The sequence below is a fragment of the Pseudomonas sp. NFACC46-3 genome (assembly GCF_900114515.1).
In the GTDB taxonomy this organism is placed as follows: Bacteria; Pseudomonadota; Gammaproteobacteria; order Pseudomonadales; family Pseudomonadaceae; genus Aquipseudomonas; species Aquipseudomonas fluorescens_Q.
In genome coordinates this window covers 1-20,608 of sequence record NZ_FOTH01000031.1, presented here as the reverse complement: position 1 = coordinate 20,608, position 20,608 = coordinate 1, and the positions used below count along the sequence as shown (strand labels likewise).

Here is a 20,608-nt window from a genome sequence, read left to right as displayed (position 1 = left end):
TCCCGCTCGGTCGCGTAGCGGCCGCAAAAGCTTAGGGCTGCTTCGCAACCCAGCGGGAGCAAGCTCCCTCGCCACAGAACCTGCATCAACCTGATCAAACCCACCCGCTGCTCTGCATCGCCTTGTACACCGCCACGATCGCCAGGACGAAGAATGCCGAGGCGGCTAGGCGGCGGATCAGGGCCAGGGGCAGTTTCTCGGCGGCGAAATTGCCCGCCAGGACCACCGGCACGTTGGTAATCAACATGCCCACGGTGGTGCCGATGATGACCAACCACAACTCCGGGTATTGCGCGGCGAGCATCACCGTGGCGATCTGCGTCTTGTCGCCGATTTCCGCGAGGAAGAACGCAATGAGCGTGGTCAGGAATGGCCCGAACTTGCGGGCCGTGTTCGCTTCCTCATCGTCCAGTTTGTCCGGGACCAGGGTCCACAGCGCCGTGGCGGTGAAGCTTGCCGCCAGTATCCAGTGCAGCACCGCATCGGAGAAAAATCCACTGACCCAGGCCCCTACTGCCCCGGCGGCTGCATGGTTGGCGAGTGTTGCGGCAATGATGCCGGCGATGATCGGCCAGGGTTTGCGAAAGCGAGCGGCCAGGATAAGTGCGAGCAATTGCGTCTTGTCGCCAATTTCGGCCAGCGCAACGATAGCGGTAGGTACGAGGAGTGAGTCCAGCATCAGGAATTCCTAAAGGGGCGGGTCGACACGGCTATGACACGTACAGCCTTCCCGCCCCGGGTAAGGTGTGCGTGTCATAGGTCTTGTCAAACCCAGCGACCATCTGCGTGGACGCTTGGGCCGCATACGCCATGGTCTGCTGACCAAGTATGTTGACGTATGCCGGGCGAGCATGGGGCTCGCGGGAGACTACTCCCCTAGGACGGAGCGGATTCTGCCTAGGCAAATCCGATTGGGCAAGTGCTGTTTTTTAAAAAAGGTTTCAGCCGCGCTTGGCCCGGTAGATGCGAAAACCCTGGCCCTCGGCCTTGATCGCACACACGCCCAGATGCTCTTCGATCAGCGGTTGGTACTTGAGGAAACTGTTCGCCACCAAACGCAGTTCGCCACCATTTTTCAGATGTTTGGCCGCTTTTCGCAGCAGGTTTTCCGTTGCGTGGTAGTCGGTATGCACGCCGACATGGAATGGCGGGTTGCTCAAAATCGCGCTCAAACCCATCGGCGCGGCGTCGATCCCATCACCAGTCAGCACCTCGGCTTCCAGACCGTTGGCAGCCAGGGTCAGGCGACTGCTGGCGGCGGCGAATGCGTCCACGTCCAACAGGGTGACGGTGTTGTGCGGGTAGCGCCGCTTGACCGCCGCCCCCAGCACCCCGGCACCGCAGCCGAAGTCGAGCAAGTGCCCGCTGGGCAGTTTATCCAGGTGTTCCAACAGCAGCGCACTGCCGCGATCCAGGCGACCGTGGCTGAACACCCCCGGCAAGCTGATGACTTTCAGCGGGCCTTCGGCCAGGGGCAATTCGTAGGTCTGGGCCAGGCTTTCCAGGGGCTTGGCCTCGGGCGCGTTGGCGACGGTGACTTGCCACAGTTGGCAATGCCGCGCACTGTCGAGCTTGCGTGGCTTGCCGAACGGGTTGAGCTGCTTGGACGCGCCTTCGATGCCGCTGCGTTTTTCCCCCACCAGGTACACCTCGCGACCGGCCAGGCGCGCGGCCACGGCATTGAGGAGGTAGTCGGTCAGGTCCTTGGCCTTGGGCAGGAACACCACGGCGGTGTCGAACCCACGCTCGGGCACGGTCACGCCAAAGTGGCTGCGCTCGGGAAAGCGAGCGTCCAGCGCCGCCTGATCGCCGGCATGCCAGCACCAGCCATGGGCCTCTGGCAAACGGCCGAGCAGATCGTCGGCGGGCAGGCCGGCCAACAACACCGAACCCCGGAATAACTCGGCCTGACGAAGCAGTACTTCACTGCGCGGATCCATGGTCTGCTCCTTGATAAAGCGGGTAAAAAAAAGTGCGGCAGTTTATCAACTGACGACACGCCGCGCTGTACCGCTGAAAAAGCCCTGGGCGTTTTCACTCATTTGCCCGACGATCCGTTGCCGCGCCTCGCGGCTGCCCCAGGCGTTGTGCGGTGTGACAATCAAGCGTGGAATATCGCCGGCCAGCAGCGGGTTGCCTTGGGCCGGCGGCTCCACGCTGAGCACGTCGGTGGCGGCGCCCCCCAAGTGACCGTTGCGCAGGGCTTCGGCCAGGGCCTGTTCGTCGATCAGGCCGCCACGGGCGGTGTTGACCACGAATGCGCCGGGCTTGAGCTGCGCCAGTTCGCGAGCGCCGATGAAGTTCCGCGTGTGCTCGTTGAGCGGGCAGTGCAGGGTCAAGGCATCGACTTGCGGCAACAACTGCTCCAGCGGCAAGCGGTCGGGGCGGGCCGGGCGCCCGGGGATCTGCCCCAGCAGCACACGCATGCCAAAGGCTTCGGCCAGCCGCCCGACGGCGCTGCCCAATTCACCATGGCCCAGCAAACCCAGGGTCTTGCCTGCCAGCTCGACAATCGGATAGTCCAGCAGGCAGAACTGCGAAGCCTGTTGCCAGCGACCTTCACCCACCGCTTTTTGATAATCGGCCAGGCGCGTCGCCAGGTTCAGCAACAGCATGATGGTGTGCTGGGCCACCGACGGTGTGCCGTAACCCTGGCAATTGCACACCGTGATGCCATGGCTGCGGGCGGCGGCCAGGTCGACATTGTTGGTGCCGGTGGCGCTGATCAGGATCAGCTTCAGTTCGGGGCTGGCCGCCATGGCCTGTGCATCGATCACGATTTTGTTGGTGATCGCCACGGTGGCGCCCTTGAGTCGCTCGATGACCTGCTCCGGCGTGGTCCGGGCGAACAGTTGCAGGTCGCTGAAGCAGTTGCGCAGCGGGGCCAGGTCCAGGTCGCCGAGGTCCAGGGAAGGGTGGTCGAGGAAGACTGCGCGGGCGGTGTTCGTCATCAGCTGTACCTTTTATCTCAAGAATCGAAGGCGTAATGTGGCGAGCCTATCAGATGAAATGCGGCTGTGGCGGTGTGTATCCGTGGCGAGGGAGCTTGCTCCCGCTGGCCTGCGAAGCAGGCCCCAGTACACGGCATGCGACTGCTATGCAGTCGAGCGGGAGCAAGCTCCCTCGCCACGGGATTTCATCCAACAAAAGATTGTCGCAAGGAGCTCCACCATGTACCTCACCGAATTCCTCACCGTCGCCCTGATCCACCTGCTGGCCGTTGCCAGCCCCGGGCCGGATTTTGCCGTGGTGGTGCGCGAAAGCGTGACCCATGGCCGGCGTGCCGGGACCTGGACGGCGCTGGGCGTCGGCACGGCGATTTTCCTGCATGTCGGGTATTCGCTGTTGGGTATCGGCCTGATCGTGTCGCAATCGATCGTGCTGTTCAACGCGCTGAAATGGGCCGCCGCTGCGTACCTGCTGTACATCGGCTTCAAGGCACTGCGGGCGCAACCGGCCAAGCCCACCGAGGACAACCTGCACAAGGAGGCCGGTGAACGTACTCCTCGCGGCGCGTTCACCTCGGGCTTCGTCACCAATGGCCTGAACCCCAAGGCGACGCTGTTTTTCCTGTCGCTGTTCACCGTGGTGATCAACCCACACACGCCGTTGGCCGTCCAGGCCGGTTACGGTGTGTACCTGGCGGTGGCGACGGCCGCCTGGTTCTGCCTGGTGGCGCTGCTGTTCAGCCAGCAACGGGTGCGCGCCGGTTTTGCGCGCATGGGCCACTGGTTCGACCGGACCATGGGCGCGGTGCTCGTCGCCATTGGGGTGAAGCTGGCGTTTACCGAAGCGCATTGACCGTTGCGCGCTGTCCTTTGATCGCTTCCACGCGGATGGAAGGGGCCACGATCGACATTTTCTGTCAAAAAGTGGTGGCATGCTGGAGACCTGCCAGGGCATTTCCCCGCAGGTTTTTGTAACAAGCGGATACCTGTGCTCGCTGTTGGATCCCGATGAGACAAGGTTTGGTTGCGCCATGCTTGCGAAAACCTGGGGGCGAGATGGCTCAAGGCTAGTATTTGCGCGCGGATCAAATCATTCCTTTGGCTGATTTGATCTGTGTACAAGCGCTCTAGAGTGCTTGCTTCCAGCCAAGACCGTGCAGTCAGAAAAGGGACTCTTATGTTGCAGACTCGCGTTATTCCCCCAGCCGAAGGCGCCTATCAATACCCGCTGCTGATCAAGCGGCTGCTGATGTCCGGTACGCGTTACGAGAAAACCCGCGAGATCATCTACCGCGACCAGTTGCGCTACAGCTATCCGACGCTGATCGAACGGGTCGCGCGCCTGGCCAACGTATTGACCGAGGCGGGGGTCAAGGCTGGCGATACCGTGGCGGTGATGGACTGGGACAGCCATCGCTACCTGGAATGCATGTTCGCGATCCCGATGATCGGCGCGGTGATCCACACCATCAACGTGCGCCTGTCACCGGAGCAGATCGTCTACACCATGAACCACGCCGAGGACCGCTTCGTGCTGGTCAACAGCGAGTTCGTCGGCTTGTACCAGGCGATAGCCGGGCACCTGACCACGGTGGACAAGACCCTGCTGCTGACCGACCTGCCGGAAAAAACTGCCGAGCTGCCGAACCTGGTGGGTGAATACGAGCAATTGCTGGCCGCCGCGGCGCCCACCTACGACTTCCAGGATTTCGACGAAAACTCCGTCGCCACCACGTTCTACACCACCGGCACCACGGGCAACCCCAAGGGCGTTTACTTCACCCATCGGCAACTGGTGCTGCACACCATGGGCGTGGCGACCATCATGGGGGCCATCGACAGCGTGCGGCTGCTGGGCACCAACGACGTGTACATGCCGATCACGCCGATGTTCCACGTCCATGCCTGGGGCCTGCCCTATGTCGCGACCATGCTCGGGCTCAAGCAGGTCTACCCGGGGCGCTACGATCCCGAATTCCTGGTCCAGCTGTGGCGCAAGGAAAAGGTCACCTTTTCCCATTGCGTGCCAACCATCCTGCAAATGGTCCTCAACGCCAAGGGCGCCCAGGACACCGATTTCGGCGGCTGGAAGATCGTCATCGGCGGCAGCGCCCTGAATCGCAGCCTGTACGAAGCGGCCAAGGCGCGGGGCATCCAGCTCACTGCCGCCTATGGCATGTCGGAAACCGGCCCGCTGGTGTCTTGCGCCCACCTCAATGAGGAACTGATGGCCGGCAGCGAAGACGAGCGCACCACCTACCGGATCAAGGCCGGCGTGCCAGGCCCGCTGGTGGAAGCGGCGATCGTCGACACCGAGGGGCGCTTCCTGCCGGCCGACGGCGAGACCCAGGGCGAACTGGTGCTGCGCGCGCCGTGGCTCACCGAGGGCTATTTCAACGAGCCGCAGAAGGGCGCCGAGCTCTGGGCCGGCGGCTGGCTGCACACCGGCGACGTCGCCACGCTGGACAACATGGGCTTCATCGACATCCGTGATCGCATCAAGGACGTGATCAAGACTGGTGGCGAATGGATCTCCTCCCTGGACCTGGAAGACCTCATCAGCCGTCACGTGGCGGTACGCGAAGTAGCAGTGGTCGGCATCCCCGATCCGCAGTGGGGTGAGCGGCCGTTTGCCTTGCTGGTGGTTCGAGAAGGGCATGAGATCGGGGCTCGCGAACTCAAGGAGCACCTCAAGCCGTTCGTCGAGCTGGGGCACTTGAGCAAGTGGGCGATCCCGAGCCAGATCGCCCTTGTTACGGAAATTCCCAAGACCAGCGTCGGCAAGCTCGACAAAAAGCGCATCCGCGTCGATATCACCGAATGGCAGAGCAACAACAGCACCTTCCTGTCCACGCTTTAGGCCTTTTTGCCGTGCCCGAAAGGGCACGGCAGCCCCACCAAGCAAGCGCTTGACTTGTCAAACCGTAAATTTCAGCCATCCTTGCCGTGCCGACACCTGTCGGCCTGGCGAAAGGACTGTCCCAGAGTGGTTGAGGGCTGCAAATCACACTTTAGAGGGATCAAGCCGTACTACCTGCTGGCTATAGTCCGCTCACGGATTCTCAGGAACGGGGCGCACGCACGAAAGGGCGATGCGACTTCGACGGATGTCGGGACGCTGCCGCTCCCAGCCATCGAGGTGTTCTTGAAATGTCCACTGCCATAACAATAATGCACATGGAGTAGCGTCGATGACCTCAGCAACCACGTTCTGGCGCCGGGCAAAACTGCCTCTGGCGGTCAGTCTCGCCTCTTCGCTCGCCGGGCCAGCATTCGGCGTCAGTTTCAACATCGGTGAAATCGAAGGCCAGTTCGACTCGTCCCTGTCGGTCGGCGCGAGCTGGTCCACGGCCAACGCCAACAAGGACCTGATCGGTGTCAACAATGGCGGCAAGGGTTTGTCGCAGACCTCCGATGACGGCCACTTGAATTTCAAGCGAGGGGAAACCTTCTCGAAGATCTTCAAGGGTATCCATGACCTGGAACTGAAGTACGGCGATACCGGTGTGTTCGTGCGCGGCAAGTACTGGTACGACTTCGAACTCAAGGACGAACACCGCCTGTACAAGGACATCAGCGACAGCAACCGCAAGGAAGGCGCCAAGTCCTCCGGCGGGCAGATCCTCGATGCGTTCGTCTACCACAACTATGCCATTGCCGATCAGCCAGGCTCCGTGCGCCTGGGCAAGCAGGTGGTCAGTTGGGGTGAAAGCACGTTCATCCAGGGCGGCATCAACTCCATCAACCCGGTCGACGTGTCCGCGTTCCGTCGTCCTGGCGCCGAGATCAAGGAAGGCCTGATCCCGGTCAACATGTTCTACGTGTCCCAGAGCCTGACCGACAACCTGTCGGCCGAGGCGTTCTACCAGATTGAATGGGACCAGACCGTGGTGGATAACTGCGGTACGTTCTTCTCCCAGCCGGATGTGATTGCCGATGGGTGTACCGATAACCTGCGGGTGTTGAACAAGCGTTCAAGCATTCCGTTCCCGGGGGTCCTTCTTCCGATATTGGAAGGCCAGGGTGTCGATATCAACGAAGAAGGCGTGCTGGTACGGCGTGGCCCGGACCGTGATGCTCGCGACAGCGGCCAGTGGGGCGCGTCGTTGAAGTACATGTTCGAGCCGCTGGACACCGAGTTCGGTGCGTACTTCATGAACTACCACAGCCGTGCGCCGATCTTCAGTGCCACCGGCGCGCCTCAGTCAGTCTACGACGCGGTCACTGGCTCGCCGCTGGCGCCACTGATCGTCGCGGGTAATTCCCAATATTTCGTCGAATATCCGGAAGATATCCGTCTCTACGGCTTGAGTTTCTCCACCACCCTGCCAACCGGTACGGCGTGGAGCGGTGAGATCAGCTATCGGCCGAACGCGCCGGTGCAGTTGAGCACCACCGATATCTTGTTCGCCGGCGTTCGCCCGATCGGTGGTCCTGTGTTGGGCAATGCGTCGCTGCTCCAGGGAGTGCCAGGCCAGGATCTGCATGGTTATCGCCGCAAGGAAGTCACTCAGTTCCAGACCACCTTCACTCACTTCTTGGATCAGGTCATGGGCGCCAGTCGCCTCACATTGGTAGGTGAAGTCGGCGTGACTCATGTTGGAGGCTTGGAAAGCAAGTCGGATGTTCGCTACGGTCGTGACCCTGTCTTTGGTCCGGGTCAACTGCCCAGCGGAGCCTGTAACGCGCTCAACAGCTCTACCGCCACAGGCGGCGGCCAGACCATCAACGACGTGAACAGCAACTGCAACAACGACGGCTTCACCACCTCCACCTCCTGGGGCTACCGCGCTCGCGCCATCTGGGAATACCCGGACGTGTTCGCTGGCGTGAACCTCAAGCCCAACGTGGCCTGGTCCCATGACGTCAAAGGCTACTCGCCAGGCCCTGGCGGCAACTTCGAGGAAGGCCGCAAAGCCGTCAGCCTCGGGCTCGATGCCGAGTACCAGAACACCTACAACGCCAGCCTGGCCTACACCAACTTCTTTGGTGGCGACTTCAGCACCGTAGACGATCGCGACTTCCTGGCGCTCAGCGTCGGCGTGACCTTCTAAGCACCGTATTTCAGGACGACACACTATGAAAATAACAAAGAATCTGTTGCAGGCCGGTGTTCTGGGGCTCTCCCTGCTGGCCGCCAGCGTCATGGCGGCAGTGCCCGCGGCCGAGGCCGATAAACTGGGCAAGAGCCTGACGCCGATGGGTGCCGAGATGGCCGGCAATGCCGACGGCTCGATCTCGGCCTGGAAACCCATGGCCAAGAATGCCGGTTCCGTGGACAGCAAGGGCTTCCTCGCCGACCCATACGCCAGTGAAAAACCGCTGTTCACCATCACCGCGCAGAACGTCGACCAGTACAAGGACAAGCTCGCGCCGGGTCAGTACGCGATGTTCAAGCGTTACCCGGAAACCTTCAAGATGCCGGTCTACCCGACCCATCGCGGTGCCACCGTGCCGGACGCGGTGTTCGCCTCCATCAAGAAAAACGCGGTCAACACCAAGCTGGTTTCCGGCGGTAACGGCCTGGAAAACTTCGAGACGGCTGTGCCGTTCCCGATTCCCCAGAGCGGCGTGGAAGTCATCTGGAACCACATCACCCGCTATCGTGGTGGCAGCGTAACGCGCCTGGTCACCCAGGCCACCCCGCAGCCCAACGGTTCGTACAGCCTGGTGTACTTCCGCGACCAGTTCGTGTTCCGCGACAAGATGAAGGATTTCGATCCGGCCAACCCTGGCAACATCCTGTTCTACTTCAAGCAGCAAGTGACCGCGCCGGCGCGCCTGGCCGGTGGTGTGCTGTTGGTGCACGAAACCCTCGACCAGGTTAAGGAACCGCGTTCGGCATGGGTCTACAACGCTGGTCAGCGCCGTGTGCGCCGTGCCCCGCAAGTGTCCTACGACGGCCCGGGTACCGCCGCCGACGGCCTGCGTACCTCCGACAACCTGGACATGTACAACGGCGCGCCGGATCGCTACGACTGGAAGCTGGAAGGCAAGAAAGAGCTGTACATCGCCTCCAACAGCTACAAGATCGATTCGCCGCAACTCAAGTACGCCGACATCCTCAAGGCCGGCCACATCAATCAGGACCTGGCCCGCTACGAGCTGCGTCGTGTCTGGCACGTGACCGCGACGCTGAAGGAAGGCCAGCGCCACATCTATGCCAAGCGTGACTTCTTCATCGATGAAGACACCTGGCAAGCGGCGGTAATCGACCATTACGACGGCCGTGGCCAACTGTGGCGCGTGGCCGAGGCCCATGCCGAGAACTACTACGACAAGCAAGTGCCGTGGTACGCCTTGGAAACCCTCTACGACCTGCAGTCCGGCCGCTACCTGGCACTGGGCATGAAGAACGAAGAGAAATCGGCCTACGACTTCGGCTTCACCGCCACCACCGCCGATTTCACCCCGAACGCCCTGCGTCAGGACGGCATCCGCTAAACCGCTGCATCCGAGGCCGCATCCTCGAAACAACGCCCCGACTGGTTCGGGGCGTTGTTTTTTGTTCGATCAGTCAACACAAAACCCTGTGGCGAGGGAGCTTGCTCCCGCTGGGCTGCGCAGCAGCCCCAAACCAGCCTTCTCATTCTGTCAGGTACAACGCAGTCGCTGCCTTGCGGGTTGCTTCGCAACCCAGCGGGAGCAAGCTCCCTCGCCACAAGAGCGGTGGCTGCCTGAATTTTTTCAAGTCGGTCGGCTTGTAGTCTTTTTGTAGCCATTTGTAGCACTCCCTTCAATACCTCCTCGTTTACCGCTAGTCTGCGGACATCTGCAACGCCGCCACCCGCATTCCTACAAGAGCCGGCCATGACTGATTTGTCTTCACTTCCGGATTCTGCCCGCGCAGCCATCGCGGTACAGGACGGGCGTTTCTACCGCCCGCCCTTGCCCGACGGCCATGTTATGCGGCCGCGGTTGTGCGAGCGTTTGAGCGCAGGGCTCGGAGGCAGGTTGCTGTTGGTCAGTGCCCCGGCGGGGTTCGGTAAAAGCTCCCTGGCGGTGGAGTTCTGCCAGAGCCTGCCGGCCCATTGGCAAAGCCTCTGGCTGGGGCTCAGTGCCCGGGACAACGATCCAGGCCGCTTCCTTGAACGGTTGCTCGAAGGGCTCCAGGCCTTTTTCCCGCAACTGGGCGGTCGGGCGCTGGGGTTGCTGAAAATGCGCCAACGTCATCAACCCTTTGCCTTCGAAGAATGGCTCGACGGCTTGCTGGACGAACTGTCCACGCACTTATCGCCCCACGAGCCCTTGCTGCTGGTGCTCGACGATTACCACCTGGCCCAAAGCCCGGTGCTGGATCGCTGCCTGCAGTTTTTCCTCAATCACCTGCCCGACGGATTGTTGGTCCTCGTCACCAGCCGCCAGCGCCCAGACTGGCATTTGGCGCGCCTGCGCCTGTCGCGGCAACTGCTCGAACTCAATGAGCAGGACCTGCGCCTGACCCATGAAGAAGCCTTGACCCTGCTCCAGCATCACAGCAGTTCGTTGCGCGGTGAGGCGCTGGAAAATCTTATCCAGCGCAGTGAAGGTTGGGTGGCCGGGCTGCGTTTCTGGTTGCTGGCCGCCTCCGAAGCCGGTACCGAAGGCCTGCTGCCCCAGGCCTTGCACGGCGGCGAAGGGCTGATTCGCGATTATCTGCTTGAAGAGGTCATCGACTGCCTGCCCGCCGAGGTGCAGGCATTTCTCTACGACACGGCCCCTCAGGAACGCTTTTGCAGCGAACTGTGCGACGCCGTGCGCGAGGCCCATGACAGCGCCGAAATCCTGCGTTACCTGGCGGCCCACCAGGTGTTCCTGGTACCGCTGGACGAGCACGGCCATTGGTATCGATATCACCACCTGTTTTCCGACCTGCTGCGCAGTCGCCCCAGCGCACCGGCCATGGTCCCGGCCGCGACCCTGCACCTGCGGGCCTGCCGTTGGTTCAACGCCCAGGGCCTGATCGACGAAGCCGTGGAGCAGGCGCTGCGGGCCGGGCACCTGGACGTGGCGGCGAACCTGGTGCAGAACCTCTCGGAGGAGCAACTGCTGGCCGAGCAGAACGTCGGCATGTTGCTGCGCTGGAAAATGGACTTGCCCGACAGCCTGCTCATCAGCACCCCGCGGCTGATCGTGCTCTACAGCTGGGCGTTGGGGCTGGCCTGCCAGTTGGACGCTGCCGAAGAGCTGGCGGCGCACTTGAGTCGTTTCCTGCCGGCCCCCTCGGCCACTGCGCAAAAATCCATGCTCGCCCAATGGCTGGCCCTGAGCGGGATCATCGCCCGTGGCCGGGGGGATCGCGAGACCACCGTGCGGTATTGCAGCGAAGCTTTGGAGAGCCTGCCGCAAAAACGCTACGGCCAGCGCCTGATGTGCCTGTCCACACTGTCGAACCTGGCGATTGCCGACGGCGACCTGTGGCGCGCCCGGAACCTGAACCGCGACTCCCTGGAGCTGGCGCAACGGGTCGGAAATCCACTGTTCGAGGCCCTGGCCCATTATGATCGTGCCCGGGTCCTGCAGGCGCGGGGAGAGATCCTGCGGGCGCTGGATGAAGTGCACCAGGGCCTGCAACGTTTGCACAAGCTGTCGCCCCAGCGGCTTTATGCGGTGCGGGCGCGCTTGATCATGTACGAAGGTTTTTTGCTGACCTTGCGCATGCAGCCTCAGGCCGGCCTTGCGCGCCTGCAGGCGGGCCTCACCGAAGCCCGCGCCTGCCGCGACATCAGCGTGCTGATCGGCCATTGCGTGATCGCGCGTATCGAAGGCTACAGCGGCGAGTTCGCCCGGGCCTTCGCCGAACTGGCGGAAGCCGAGCGCCTGATGCACATCTGGGACGTTCCGCCGATCTACTATCTGGCGATGATCACCCTGGTCAAGTGCGAACTCTGGTTGGCCCAGGGTCGTACCGACCTGGCCGAAGCCTGGCTGGCCCGGCTGGGCCAGACCTACACGGGCGAACGGGCCGCCGCGCCACCGGAATTCCACCCGCAACTGCCGCTGCATGTCGAGTTGCAACAGGCGGTGCTGGAGTCCATCCGGGGCCAACCGATACTCGCGCAAGGACGACTCGATGCCTTGCTTGAACACGGTCAGCAAAGTGGCCGGCAGATGCTCAGCGTGATGGCGCTCAACCAGAAAGTCGCCTTGCTGCTGAGCATCGGGCGTGAAGCCGAAGCCCGTCGCACCCTGGCCCAGGCTTTCGAAGCTGCCAGCGGCGGGGTGTTGCAGCCCTTCGAGTGGTTGTTCGGTGAGCACCGTGAATGGTTGCGCGAACAACTGCTGCAGGCACCGCCCAGTACCTTGCGTGAGCATCTGCTCGAACGCCTGCCCTCGACGGTGGCCCAGCCTGCCGACCCGGCGGCGCCGGTCGAAACCCTCAGCAGTCGCGAGCGGGCGGTGTTGCAACTGATTGCCCAAGGCTGTTCGAACCAAGAGATCAGCGAGCAATTGTTCATCTCGCTGCACACGGTCAAGACCCACGCCAGCCATATCAACAGCAAGCTCGGTGTGGAGCGTCGCACCCAAGCAGTGGCGCGGGCGAAGGCGTTGGGGTTGTTGGGCTGAGTAAGATATTGCGGTCGGTGAGATCCCCGTGGCGAGGGAGCTTGCTCCCGCTGGGCTGCGAAGCAGCCCCAACTGATAATCTGACACACCGCGGTGCCACGTGTAGGGTCGCTTCGCAACCCAGCGGGAGCAAGCTCCCTCGCCACAAAGGCTTTGACAAGGAATCCCTCGATGTTGCCTCTGTACAAAACCATCCAATCCCCTGTCGGCCAACTGATCCTCGTCGCCCGGCAGACACGGCTGGCGGCCATCCTCTGGGAAAACGAGCGGCTCAATCGGGTGCGCCTGGGGCCTTTGGAGGAGGACACCCAGCATCCGGTCCTCAAGGAAACCGAGCGTCAGTTGCTGGAATACTTCGCTGGCCAGCGCCGTCGTTTCGAGCTGGAGCTGGACTTCGCGGGCACTGATTTCCAGATCCGGGTCTGGCAAGCCCTGTTGACCATCCCCTTTGGCGAAACCCGCAGCTACCGCGACATCGCCATCCAGGTGGGGCAACCCACGGCGGTCCGGGCGGTCGGCGCCGCCAATGGCCGCAACCCCATCTCGATCATCGCCCCGTGCCACCGGGTCATCGGCAGCTCCGGCAGCCTTACCGGCTTCGCTGGTGGCCTGGCGGCCAAACAGTTCCTGCTGAGCCTTGAAGGTCAGCAGTCGCTGCAATTGGTGTTCTGACTGCCACTTCCCTGTGGGAGCGAGCTTGCTCGCGATAGCGAATTGTCAGCTTGCGTAGGTGCTGGCGGTGCCAGCGCTTTCAGGTCGGTGGTGATTTTGGGGGCAGCATCCGCGTCGGCGGTTGGCCGTTGGCATTGTGCTGGTAGATCTGCGCGGGCTGGCCCTGTTCATTGAAGAACACCTGGCCAATGCCGGCGCTGTTCCACAACCGTTCGCCCGCTTCGGCGTGTTCCGGGGTGTGGGGGACGATGCGCATGCTGCGGCGCTTGGTGAACCAGTTCAGGGGCGAGCGTGGCGAGTAGAGCCAGCGGTTCAGGCGATCGAACCATTCCAGCAGCGCAGGGGGAAATTCATTCTTGATGCCGCTGCTGGTGATCTGCCAGATGCGCGGGCCGCCCTTGCGGTGCGGGATCAACACTTCGTATACGAAGCAATAGTGCACGTCCCCGGACAGCACCACGTAATTACCGGGCGTACGTGAGTGGCGGAAAATGTTCAGGATCACCTGGGCAGCGCCGCGATGGGCCATCCAGTTTTCCGCATCCACCAGCAGTGGATAACCGCACCAACTGAACACCCGCTGCACGGTCTCGATCAGCTTCACACCGAAGATCGGCGCCGGTGAGACGATAATCGCCGACGGGTGATCCAACAACTCCTGCTGCAACTCGCTCAGGGCTTCCCAATCCAGCAGGCCGGAAGGTTGCTTGAGGTTGTTCTCGCTGCGCCAGCGGCGGGTGCGGGTGTCAAGCACCACCAGGGCCGGGGTACTCGGCAGCACGTAATGCCATTGCTGGAAACCCAGCAGAGTGTCGATCAGTTGGTCCTGGGGTTCGCTGTCGAGGTAACGGTCTCGGGCGGTGTCGCTCAGGGCCAGGGTTTGCGGGAGCACGTCAGCGAAGGCATCGGGGTTGTTACCCCAGCCCTGGCAGAGCATGTAGGCGATCAACGCATTGCCGATGATGCGTTTGGAGAACGGATGGCCGTAGGCCGTTTCCTCCCACTGCGCAGACAGGTTCCAGTCATCGGTAATGTCGTGGTCGTCGAAAATCATCAGGCACGACAGGTGCGCAAACACTCGCGCCACGCCGCCCAGCCCGGTCTTGAACGCATCGATGCGCTGCTGTTCCAGGTCGTAGCGCTGGCGCCGTTCGACGGTCAGTTCGGGCGGCTGCACGGTGATCAGCGTCCAAGGCACGGGCGACCACACTAGCAGGTACATCGCCATGACCTCGGCGAAGGTCACCAGGTGATTGTCGGCACTGCTGCTGGTGAAAATCGGCTTGCGGGCCCCGCCGAAAAATCGCTCGCGCAGGGTTTCGTTACTCTCCAGTGCCGGCAACAAATCGGCACGATGGTAATAACTGGCCGGGTGCCGATAGAGCTTGGCGCTGTCCTCCACCACGGCACCTTCCAGGCATTCCTCGAACAACCCCAGGCATTCGATCAGCGCATGAATCGCCCGCAACATGGGCCCGGCGACGTCGTCGGCATAGACCTGGTCGCCGCTCATCATCAGCAATGCCGGGCGTTGGTCAGGGGCTTGCGCCAACAGCCGGTCGACGCAGAGCAGGCCGTCGTTGGCTGGGTAATGGGGTTTGCGGCAAGAGCCGTGGACCAGTTGCTCGATGCGCGAATGCAGTATGAAATTCGGGCACTGTGCGCCGTCATACAGCAGGTGCGGCGCCCATTCGGCGATGGGCGCGCCGTCCACCAGCAAGTCGTAGTCAATCGTCACGTCCCGGGGCAGGGGGCTGGCGAGCCGTACATCGATCAAGTGCACAAACGCCCGCTGTCCCACCGGCACCACGGTGCAGCGTGTCGCATCCAGTGCAAGATCACCCACGCCGGCCACGCGCAACGTCATCGCCAATGCTCGCGTGCCCACCAGCCACATCACCAGCCGCGTGGGCTCCAGCCGTCGCAACAGTGGGCCGACCAGGACGGCGGGCAGGGTGGTGATATCAGAAGTGGATGGCAGCATTCGCGGGTAAAAGCTCTGTTCAGGGAGAGGCGGGGGATCATAACGCAATGTGCCGGGTTGCTGGGGACAGGGAGGCGTTGTGGTAACCCTGTGGCGAGGGAGCTTGCTCCCGCTGGGCTGCGCAGCAGCCCCCAAATGTTTGCCTGACACACCGCGGTATCAGGTTTTGGGGGTGCTTCGCGCCCCAGCGGGAGCAAGCTCCCTCGCCACAACAGAAGTGTTCAGCCAGGGGCTTCAAGTTATCCCCCGCCTTGTTACATCACTGGGCCTTGTTGGACGCCTGCGCCGCCTTGATCAGATCGGGCCCGATCTCCTGTTCGAACTTGGCCCATACCGGCTTCATTTTTTCGCGCCAGGCATTGCGCTGCTCTGGTGTGAGGGTAATGACCTCGGTGGTCTTGGCGTCCAGCACATGCTGCTTGTCCTGTTGGTTGAACCGCTCCGCTTCTTGGTTGGCATAGGCGGTGGACTCAACCACGATCTTGTCCAGTTCGCTGCGGATATCCGGTGGCAGGCCTTTCCAGAAGTCCGAGGTGGTGATCAACATGTAGTCGAGTATGCCGTGGTTGGACTCGGTGACATATTTCTGCACTTCATTGAGTTTCTGGTTGTAGAAGTTCGAATAGGTGTTTTCCGTGCCGTTGACCAAACCGGTGCGCAAACCCTGGTACACCACTGAGAAAATCATCGGTTTAGCCTTGGCATCCACCGCCTTGAACTGTTCCTCCAGCACTGCGGAGGTCTGGATCCGGAACGTCAGGTCGCGGGCGTCCTCGGGTGTGCGCAACGGCTTGTTGGCCGATAGCTGCTTCATGCCGTTATGCCAATAGGCCAGGCCGGTGATGTTCTTGCTTTCCATGGACTTGAGCAGCTTCTGGCCCTCGGGGCTGCGCTGAAAACGGTCCACGGCGGCGATGTCGTTGAACAGGAAGGGCAAGTCGAACAACTGTACCGACTTGGTGTACTGATCGAATTTGGCCAACGACCGCGCAATGATCTGCACTTCCCCGAGGAGCAAGGCTTCCAACTCCTTGTCATCGCCATACAGCGTGGAGTTGGGGTACACCTCCACCTTCACCTTGCCCGCCAGCCGTTCATCCACGAGCTTCTTGAACATCAACGCGCCCTGGCCCTTGGGCGTTTGTTCGCCGACGACGTGGGAGAATTTGATGACGATCGGCTCAGTCGCCATGACCATGCCCCACGCCCCGAAAGCCAGGGTGCAGGCGAGCGCTTTCCACATAGGTTTTAGCATTGCGAGGCGTCCCTTTCAGTGTCCGAAGGCACAGGGCCGACAGGTCGGCCCTATCCCTCTGTGACGAACAAGTTGTCCCGTGCCCGTCACGGAGTGTGTTTATCGGGTTTAACTCATTCCCAACCAGTTCGGTAGCACCAGCGAGATCCACGGCACATAGGTAATCAGCACCAGGAACGCCAGCAGAATCATCAACCACGGCATGGCCGCGCGGATGGTGGCGGGCAGGGACATGCCGGTCACCGCCGAGGTGACGAACAGGTTCAACCCCACCGGTGGTGTGATCAGGCCGATCTCCAGGTTCACCACCATGATGATGCCCAGGTGGATCGGGTCGATGCCCAGTTTCATGGCGATGGGGAACAGGATCGGCGCCAGGATCAGGATGATCGCCGAGGGCTCCATGAACGCGCCGGCAATCAGCAGCACGATGTTCACCACCAGCAGGAAGGTCACCGGCGTCAACCCGGCATCGATCACCCATGCCGTGATTTGCTGCGGCAGTTGCTCGGTGGTCAGCACATGGGCGAAGAGCATGGCGTTGGCGATGATGAACATCAGCATGATGCTCAGCTTGGCCGACTCCAGCAGCACTTTCGGCGTCTCACGGAACGTGAGGTCCTTGTAGACGAACAACGCGATAAACGCCGAATACACCGCCGCCACTGCCGCTGCTTCGGTGGGGGTGAACATCCCGGAGTAAATCCCGCCGAGGATGATGAACATCAGCAGCAGGCCCCAGATGGCCTTGCGCGCGGTGGTCAACCACTCACGGAACGTCGCCCGGGGCAGGGCTGGGAGGTTTTTCTTCACCGCGACGATGTAGATCGCCACCATCAGGAAAAAACCCAACAGCAAGCCGGGAATCACACCGGCCATGAACAGCTTGCCCACCGAGGTTTCGGTCGCCGCGGCATACACCACCATCACGATCGAGGGCGGAATCAGGATGCCCAGGGTCCCGGCGTTGCAGACGATGCCTGCGCCAAACGCCTGTGGATAACCCGAGCGCACCATCCCGGCAATGGCAATGGAGCCGACCGCCGCCACTGTCGCGGGACTTGAGCCCGACAACGCCGCAAACAGCATGCAAGCCAGCACCGCCGCAATCGCCAGGCCGCCACGGATATGCCCGACGCAGGCGTTGGCAAAGTCGATCAGCCGCCGCGCCACACCGCCAGTGGTCATGAACGCCCCGGCCAGCAGGAAGAACGGAATCGCCAGCAGCGTGTAGTGCTCGGAGGTTTCGAACAGCTTGATCGCCAGGGAACGCACCGAGTCGGGACTGAAGAAAATGATGGTCAACGAACCGGCCAAACCCAGCGATATGGCGATGGGCACGCCGATGAACATCAGCACGAACAGTGCTATGAACAGGAAGGCAATGGTCATGGCTTGTCTTCCTCATGTTCGGTCAATTTGATGGCTTCGGCCGCTTCATCGGCCAGCCCCAGGCCGGTCTGGCGATTGCGCAGGATTCGCACGAGAATTTCCGCGAAACGGATAAACACCAGGGCAAAACCGACCGGTACGATCAACCCGATATGCCACTGCATGATGCCGAAATGGCCGAGATCCTCGGCGCCGATCTGGGCAATCATCAACGTGTTGATCCATTCGAAACTCGCCACCGCCAGCAACCCGGCATAGCCAAGGCAGCACAGGCAAGCGATGACGCCGATGAAACGCTGCACCGGTTTGCTCGCCAGTTTCACCAGCGCATCGACGCCGATGTGCCCGGCCGTGCGCACGCCGTACGACAGGCCAAAGAAAATCAGCCAGCCAAACAGCGCCTTGGTCAGTGATGTGCTCCAGGTCATGGCCTGGGCCATACCCATGATGTTGTCGCCGATGGCGAACATCGGTTCGCTGGCGGCTGGCCAATGATCGCCGAGGCTGTAGAAAACCGCATAGAGGTTGTTGAGTACCACGTAGACGAACGTTACGAGCGTCATGGCGGCCAGGAGAAAGGCGATGAAACCTTCCTCGAAGTGTTCCCAGATGCGCCGAAGGGCGTTCATGGACGACATCTCCTGTTGGAGGGACGACAGGCCGGTGCCGCCAGGGTGGCGACACCGGCCAACCAATCACTGGGCTTTATTGGACGCTTCGGCTGCTTTGATCAGGTCAGCGCCGATATCGCCTTCGAACTTCTTCCACACCGGTTTCATCTTGTCGCGCCATTCGCCACGTTCTTCTGGCGTCAGGGTGATGATCTCGGTGGTCTTGGCGTCGAGGATGCGTTGTTTGTCGTGCTCGTTGAGCTGTGCCGCCTCTTTGTTCACATGGGCGGTGACTTCTACCAGGATCTTGTCCAGTTCCGTGCGAATGTCCGGTGGCAGGCCGTTCCAGAACTTGGTGTTAGTGATCAGCATGTAGTCGAGCAAACCGTGGTTGGACTCGGTGATGTACTTCTGCACTTCATGCATTTTCTGGCTGTAGATGTTGGAGTACGGATTTTCCGCACCGTTGACCACACCGGTCTGCAAGCCTTGGTACACCTCGGCGAAACTCATCTTGCGCGGGTTGGCGTTCACCGCCTTGAATTGTTCTTCCAGCACCGCTGACGCCTGTACCCGGAACTTCAGGCCGCGAGCATCCTTGGGTTCACGCAGGGGTTTGTTCGCCGACAGCTGCTTCATGCCGTTGTGCCAATAAGCCAGGCCGGTGATGTTCTTGCTTTCCATGGATTTGAGCAGTTTCTGGCCTTCAGGGCTCAACTGGAAACGGTCCACGGCGGAGATGTCATCGAACAGGAACGGCAAGTCAAACAGCTGTACGGTCTTGGTGTATTGCTCGAACTTGGCCAGCGATGGCGCAATCATCTGCACGTCGCCCAGCAGCAAGGCTTCCATCTCCTTACCATCGCCGAACAACGAAGAATTGGGGTAGACCTCGACCTTCACTTTGCCTGGCAACCGTTCTTCCACCAGTTTCTTGAACAACAGTGCGCCTTGGCCTTTTGGTGTTTGCTCGGCGACCACATGGGAGAACTTGATCACCACCGGATCTGCCGCCATGGCCGTGCTCATCGCGCTCAGGGCCAATGTGCAAGCGAGCGCTTTCCAGATAGGTTTGAACATTAGGGGCTTTCCTCTTGTTTTTAGTATTTTCGTGCGAGCTCATTCAAAACGCAGCGTAAAGCGGAACAATGATGAGTCTAGGCAGAAAAACAACTTGCGGGGACGGTTGACGGGAAAAACCGTCCTTTGGCCATACGTCTCGACAGGTTGCGTTAGAGTCTTCCTTGTGTCGGGCTGAAACATCACAAACGGGTCGAATACTGGGCCGGAAACCGTGAAGGAGTGGTAATGACTGGCTCTCAATCTCACGCCAGCGCTTATCGAATTCATGGGGCGAGGGGGGCTGCTAGGCTATGCGTCCAGGATGAAAAACCTCATGGAGAGGACAGATGTTTACATTCGACACGTTGTGGAAAAGCCATCCGCAGATATTTGGACAAATGGGTTTTTCGATCGAAGGCACGTTCTCGGACTTTCACGATTCCAAGGACATCTGGTTCTGGAAAGTCATATGAACGTCATCAAGGAAATTTTCTTCGTGCTCCTGATCATCGTGCTGGCGGTCGGCACATTTAACTTGGCGTTCATGGCCGTTGGTAGTTATTTCGGACCGTTCTACGAGAGCGAAGCAGACCAGAGCCGCAACTTTGCGATCTGGTTGTTTGGCAATGTCGGGGTGGTGGTCATGGCTGCGGCGCTGGGCATTGCCTGGAGACGACGGCGCAAACCTCGAATCTAGCCAGGCAGCCAAAGTCTGCACAAAACCTGTGACAGGGCGTCACCTTCCGCAGCCATCGCCTCCCACAATTTTGATCTCCTGTGTTCACGAATTCTGCGTCCGCCACAGTCCCCCTGTGGGGAGCGAGCCTGCTCGCGAAGACGCCGGCCCAGCCAACATCACCCTCTCAGACTGCATTCGCGAGCAAGCTCCCACCGTGGAATGGTGGCCTGCACGAATCTGCCAATCGACACCGATCCCGTGTGGCGAGGGAGCTTGCTCCCGCTGGGCTGCGCAGCAGACCCAAGCCTTTGCCTGAGACACCGAGTCGTCAGGCTTCAGGGCCGCTTCGCGCCCCAGCGGGAGCAAGCTCCCTCGCCACGGGATGTGGCTGCACCTGACCAATAGCCGTGATCGGTTTGGTGCGCGGACCTGACAGTTCACCGTCGCCTGAGCCACCGC

At 61.3% G+C, this 20,608-nt stretch carries 16 protein-coding genes and 1 riboswitch; of the genes, 8 read left to right on the top strand and 8 right to left on the bottom strand.

Features of this window, described 5'->3' with window-relative positions; all coding sequences use genetic code 11:
* Positions 1-94 precede the first annotated feature (94 nt).
* From BM300_RS24200 to BM300_RS24190, 3 genes are all read right to left on the bottom strand, one after another.
* Positions 95-679, bottom strand: a complete 585-nt coding sequence (locus BM300_RS24200; RefSeq protein ID WP_092348350.1) for a TMEM165/GDT1 family protein — start codon at positions 677-679, stop codon at positions 95-97.
* A gap of 89 nt (positions 680-768) precedes the next feature.
* Positions 769-889, bottom strand: a riboswitch (yybP-ykoY riboswitch).
* A 52-nt stretch (positions 890-941) separates the two neighbouring features.
* Entirely contained in the window at positions 942-1,940 is a 999-nt protein-coding gene (locus tag BM300_RS24195) for a class I SAM-dependent methyltransferase (protein ID WP_092149016.1), read from the bottom strand.
* Positions 1,941-1,985: 45 nt separating this feature from the next.
* Positions 1,986-2,951: a 2-hydroxyacid dehydrogenase gene (locus BM300_RS24190; protein ID WP_092149014.1), complete on the bottom strand. Its 966-nt coding sequence runs from the start codon at positions 2,949-2,951 to the stop codon at positions 1,986-1,988.
* Positions 2,952-3,171: 220 nt separating this feature from the next.
* On the opposite strand from BM300_RS24190, the gene BM300_RS24185 reads away from it, so the two are divergent.
* The 6 genes from BM300_RS24185 (at position 3,172) to BM300_RS24160 (ending at position 13,166) form a co-directional block, all read left to right on the top strand.
* Positions 3,172-3,801: a LysE family translocator gene (locus tag BM300_RS24185; protein WP_072346960.1), complete on the top strand. Its 630-nt coding sequence runs from the start codon at positions 3,172-3,174 to the stop codon at positions 3,799-3,801.
* A gap of 324 nt (positions 3,802-4,125) precedes the next feature.
* On the top strand, positions 4,126-5,808 hold the full coding sequence (locus BM300_RS24180; RefSeq protein ID WP_063322897.1) for a fatty acid--CoA ligase: 1,683 nt from the start codon (positions 4,126-4,128) through the stop codon (positions 5,806-5,808).
* 331 nt (positions 5,809-6,139) lie between these two features.
* Positions 6,140-8,002, top strand: coding sequence for a DUF1302 domain-containing protein (locus BM300_RS24175; protein ID WP_072346956.1), 1,863 nt, complete (start codon positions 6,140-6,142; stop codon positions 8,000-8,002).
* A gap of 25 nt (positions 8,003-8,027) precedes the next feature.
* On the top strand, positions 8,028-9,392 hold the full coding sequence (locus BM300_RS24170) for a DUF1329 domain-containing protein (protein ID WP_063322895.1): 1,365 nt from the start codon (positions 8,028-8,030) through the stop codon (positions 9,390-9,392).
* Positions 9,393-9,758: 366 nt separating this feature from the next.
* A complete protein-coding gene (locus BM300_RS24165) occupies positions 9,759-12,494 on the top strand; it encodes a winged helix-turn-helix domain-containing protein (RefSeq protein WP_092149008.1) in 2,736 nt (911 codons plus the stop codon).
* 171 nt (positions 12,495-12,665) lie between these two features.
* The gene (locus BM300_RS24160; protein WP_063322893.1) at positions 12,666-13,166 is read left to right on the top strand and encodes a methylated-DNA--[protein]-cysteine S-methyltransferase; all 501 of its coding nucleotides are present in this window, start codon (positions 12,666-12,668) and stop codon (positions 13,164-13,166) included.
* 79 nt (positions 13,167-13,245) lie between these two features.
* Here the strand turns inward: BM300_RS24160 and BM300_RS24155 are convergent, their stop codons facing one another.
* From BM300_RS24155 to dctP, 5 genes are all read right to left on the bottom strand, one after another.
* A complete protein-coding gene (locus tag BM300_RS24155; RefSeq protein ID WP_092348351.1) occupies positions 13,246-15,150 on the bottom strand; it encodes an alkaline phosphatase D family protein in 1,905 nt (634 codons plus the stop codon).
* 259 nt (positions 15,151-15,409) lie between these two features.
* The gene (locus BM300_RS24150) at positions 15,410-16,405 is read right to left on the bottom strand and encodes a TRAP transporter substrate-binding protein (RefSeq protein WP_092149004.1); all 996 of its coding nucleotides are present in this window, start codon (positions 16,403-16,405) and stop codon (positions 15,410-15,412) included.
* A 108-nt stretch (positions 16,406-16,513) separates the two neighbouring features.
* The gene (gene dctM / locus BM300_RS24145; protein ID WP_092348352.1) at positions 16,514-17,797 is read right to left on the bottom strand and encodes a C4-dicarboxylate TRAP transporter large permease protein DctM; all 1,284 of its coding nucleotides are present in this window, start codon (positions 17,795-17,797) and stop codon (positions 16,514-16,516) included.
* Complete coding sequence (locus BM300_RS24140) at positions 17,794-18,426, bottom strand: TRAP transporter small permease (RefSeq protein ID WP_092149000.1); 633 nt, start codon at positions 18,424-18,426, stop codon at positions 17,794-17,796. The genes dctM and BM300_RS24140 overlap by 4 nt, the downstream gene beginning before the upstream one ends.
* Before the next feature lie 66 nt (positions 18,427-18,492).
* Positions 18,493-19,488 (bottom strand): C4-dicarboxylate TRAP substrate-binding protein DctP, encoded by a 996-nt coding sequence (gene dctP, locus BM300_RS24135; RefSeq protein ID WP_014336661.1) that lies wholly within the window; start codon positions 19,486-19,488, stop codon positions 18,493-18,495.
* A gap of 329 nt (positions 19,489-19,817) precedes the next feature.
* On the opposite strand from dctP, the gene BM300_RS31470 reads away from it, so the two are divergent.
* Both BM300_RS31470 and BM300_RS24130 read left to right on the top strand, forming a co-directional pair.
* On the top strand, positions 19,818-19,943 hold the full coding sequence (locus BM300_RS31470; RefSeq protein WP_256572246.1) for a hypothetical protein: 126 nt from the start codon (positions 19,818-19,820) through the stop codon (positions 19,941-19,943).
* Complete coding sequence (locus tag BM300_RS24130; protein ID WP_092148998.1) at positions 19,940-20,167, top strand: hypothetical protein; 228 nt, start codon at positions 19,940-19,942, stop codon at positions 20,165-20,167. Before BM300_RS31470 ends, BM300_RS24130 begins: the two co-directional genes overlap by 4 nt.
* Positions 20,168-20,608: the final 441 nt, after the last annotated feature.

Coding starts and splice junctions, on each gene's coding strand:
- dctP (WP_014336661.1), bottom strand. CDS start 19,488: ATGTTCAAACCTATCTGGAAAGCGCTCGCTTGCACATTGGCCCTGAGC.
- BM300_RS31470 (WP_256572246.1), top strand. CDS start 19,818: ATGTTTACATTCGACACGTTGTGGAAAAGCCATCCGCAGATATTTGGA.
- BM300_RS24130 (WP_092148998.1), top strand. CDS start 19,940: ATGAACGTCATCAAGGAAATTTTCTTCGTGCTCCTGATCATCGTGCTG.
- BM300_RS24155 (WP_092348351.1), bottom strand. CDS start 15,150: ATGCTGCCATCCACTTCTGATATCACCACCCTGCCCGCCGTCCTGGTC.
- BM300_RS24175 (WP_072346956.1), top strand. CDS start 6,140: ATGACCTCAGCAACCACGTTCTGGCGCCGGGCAAAACTGCCTCTGGCG.
- BM300_RS24150 (WP_092149004.1), bottom strand. CDS start 16,405: ATGCTAAAACCTATGTGGAAAGCGCTCGCCTGCACCCTGGCTTTCGGG.
- BM300_RS24195 (WP_092149016.1), bottom strand. CDS start 1,940: ATGGATCCGCGCAGTGAAGTACTGCTTCGTCAGGCCGAGTTATTCCGG.
- BM300_RS24140 (WP_092149000.1), bottom strand. CDS start 18,426: ATGAACGCCCTTCGGCGCATCTGGGAACACTTCGAGGAAGGTTTCATC.
- BM300_RS24160 (WP_063322893.1), top strand. CDS start 12,666: ATGTTGCCTCTGTACAAAACCATCCAATCCCCTGTCGGCCAACTGATC.
- BM300_RS24190 (WP_092149014.1), bottom strand. CDS start 2,951: ATGACGAACACCGCCCGCGCAGTCTTCCTCGACCACCCTTCCCTGGAC.
- BM300_RS24180 (WP_063322897.1), top strand. CDS start 4,126: ATGTTGCAGACTCGCGTTATTCCCCCAGCCGAAGGCGCCTATCAATAC.
- BM300_RS24165 (WP_092149008.1), top strand. CDS start 9,759: ATGACTGATTTGTCTTCACTTCCGGATTCTGCCCGCGCAGCCATCGCG.
- BM300_RS24170 (WP_063322895.1), top strand. CDS start 8,028: ATGAAAATAACAAAGAATCTGTTGCAGGCCGGTGTTCTGGGGCTCTCC.
- dctM (WP_092348352.1), bottom strand. CDS start 17,797: ATGACCATTGCCTTCCTGTTCATAGCACTGTTCGTGCTGATGTTCATC.
- BM300_RS24185 (WP_072346960.1), top strand. CDS start 3,172: ATGTACCTCACCGAATTCCTCACCGTCGCCCTGATCCACCTGCTGGCC.
- BM300_RS24200 (WP_092348350.1), bottom strand. CDS start 679: ATGCTGGACTCACTCCTCGTACCTACCGCTATCGTTGCGCTGGCCGAA.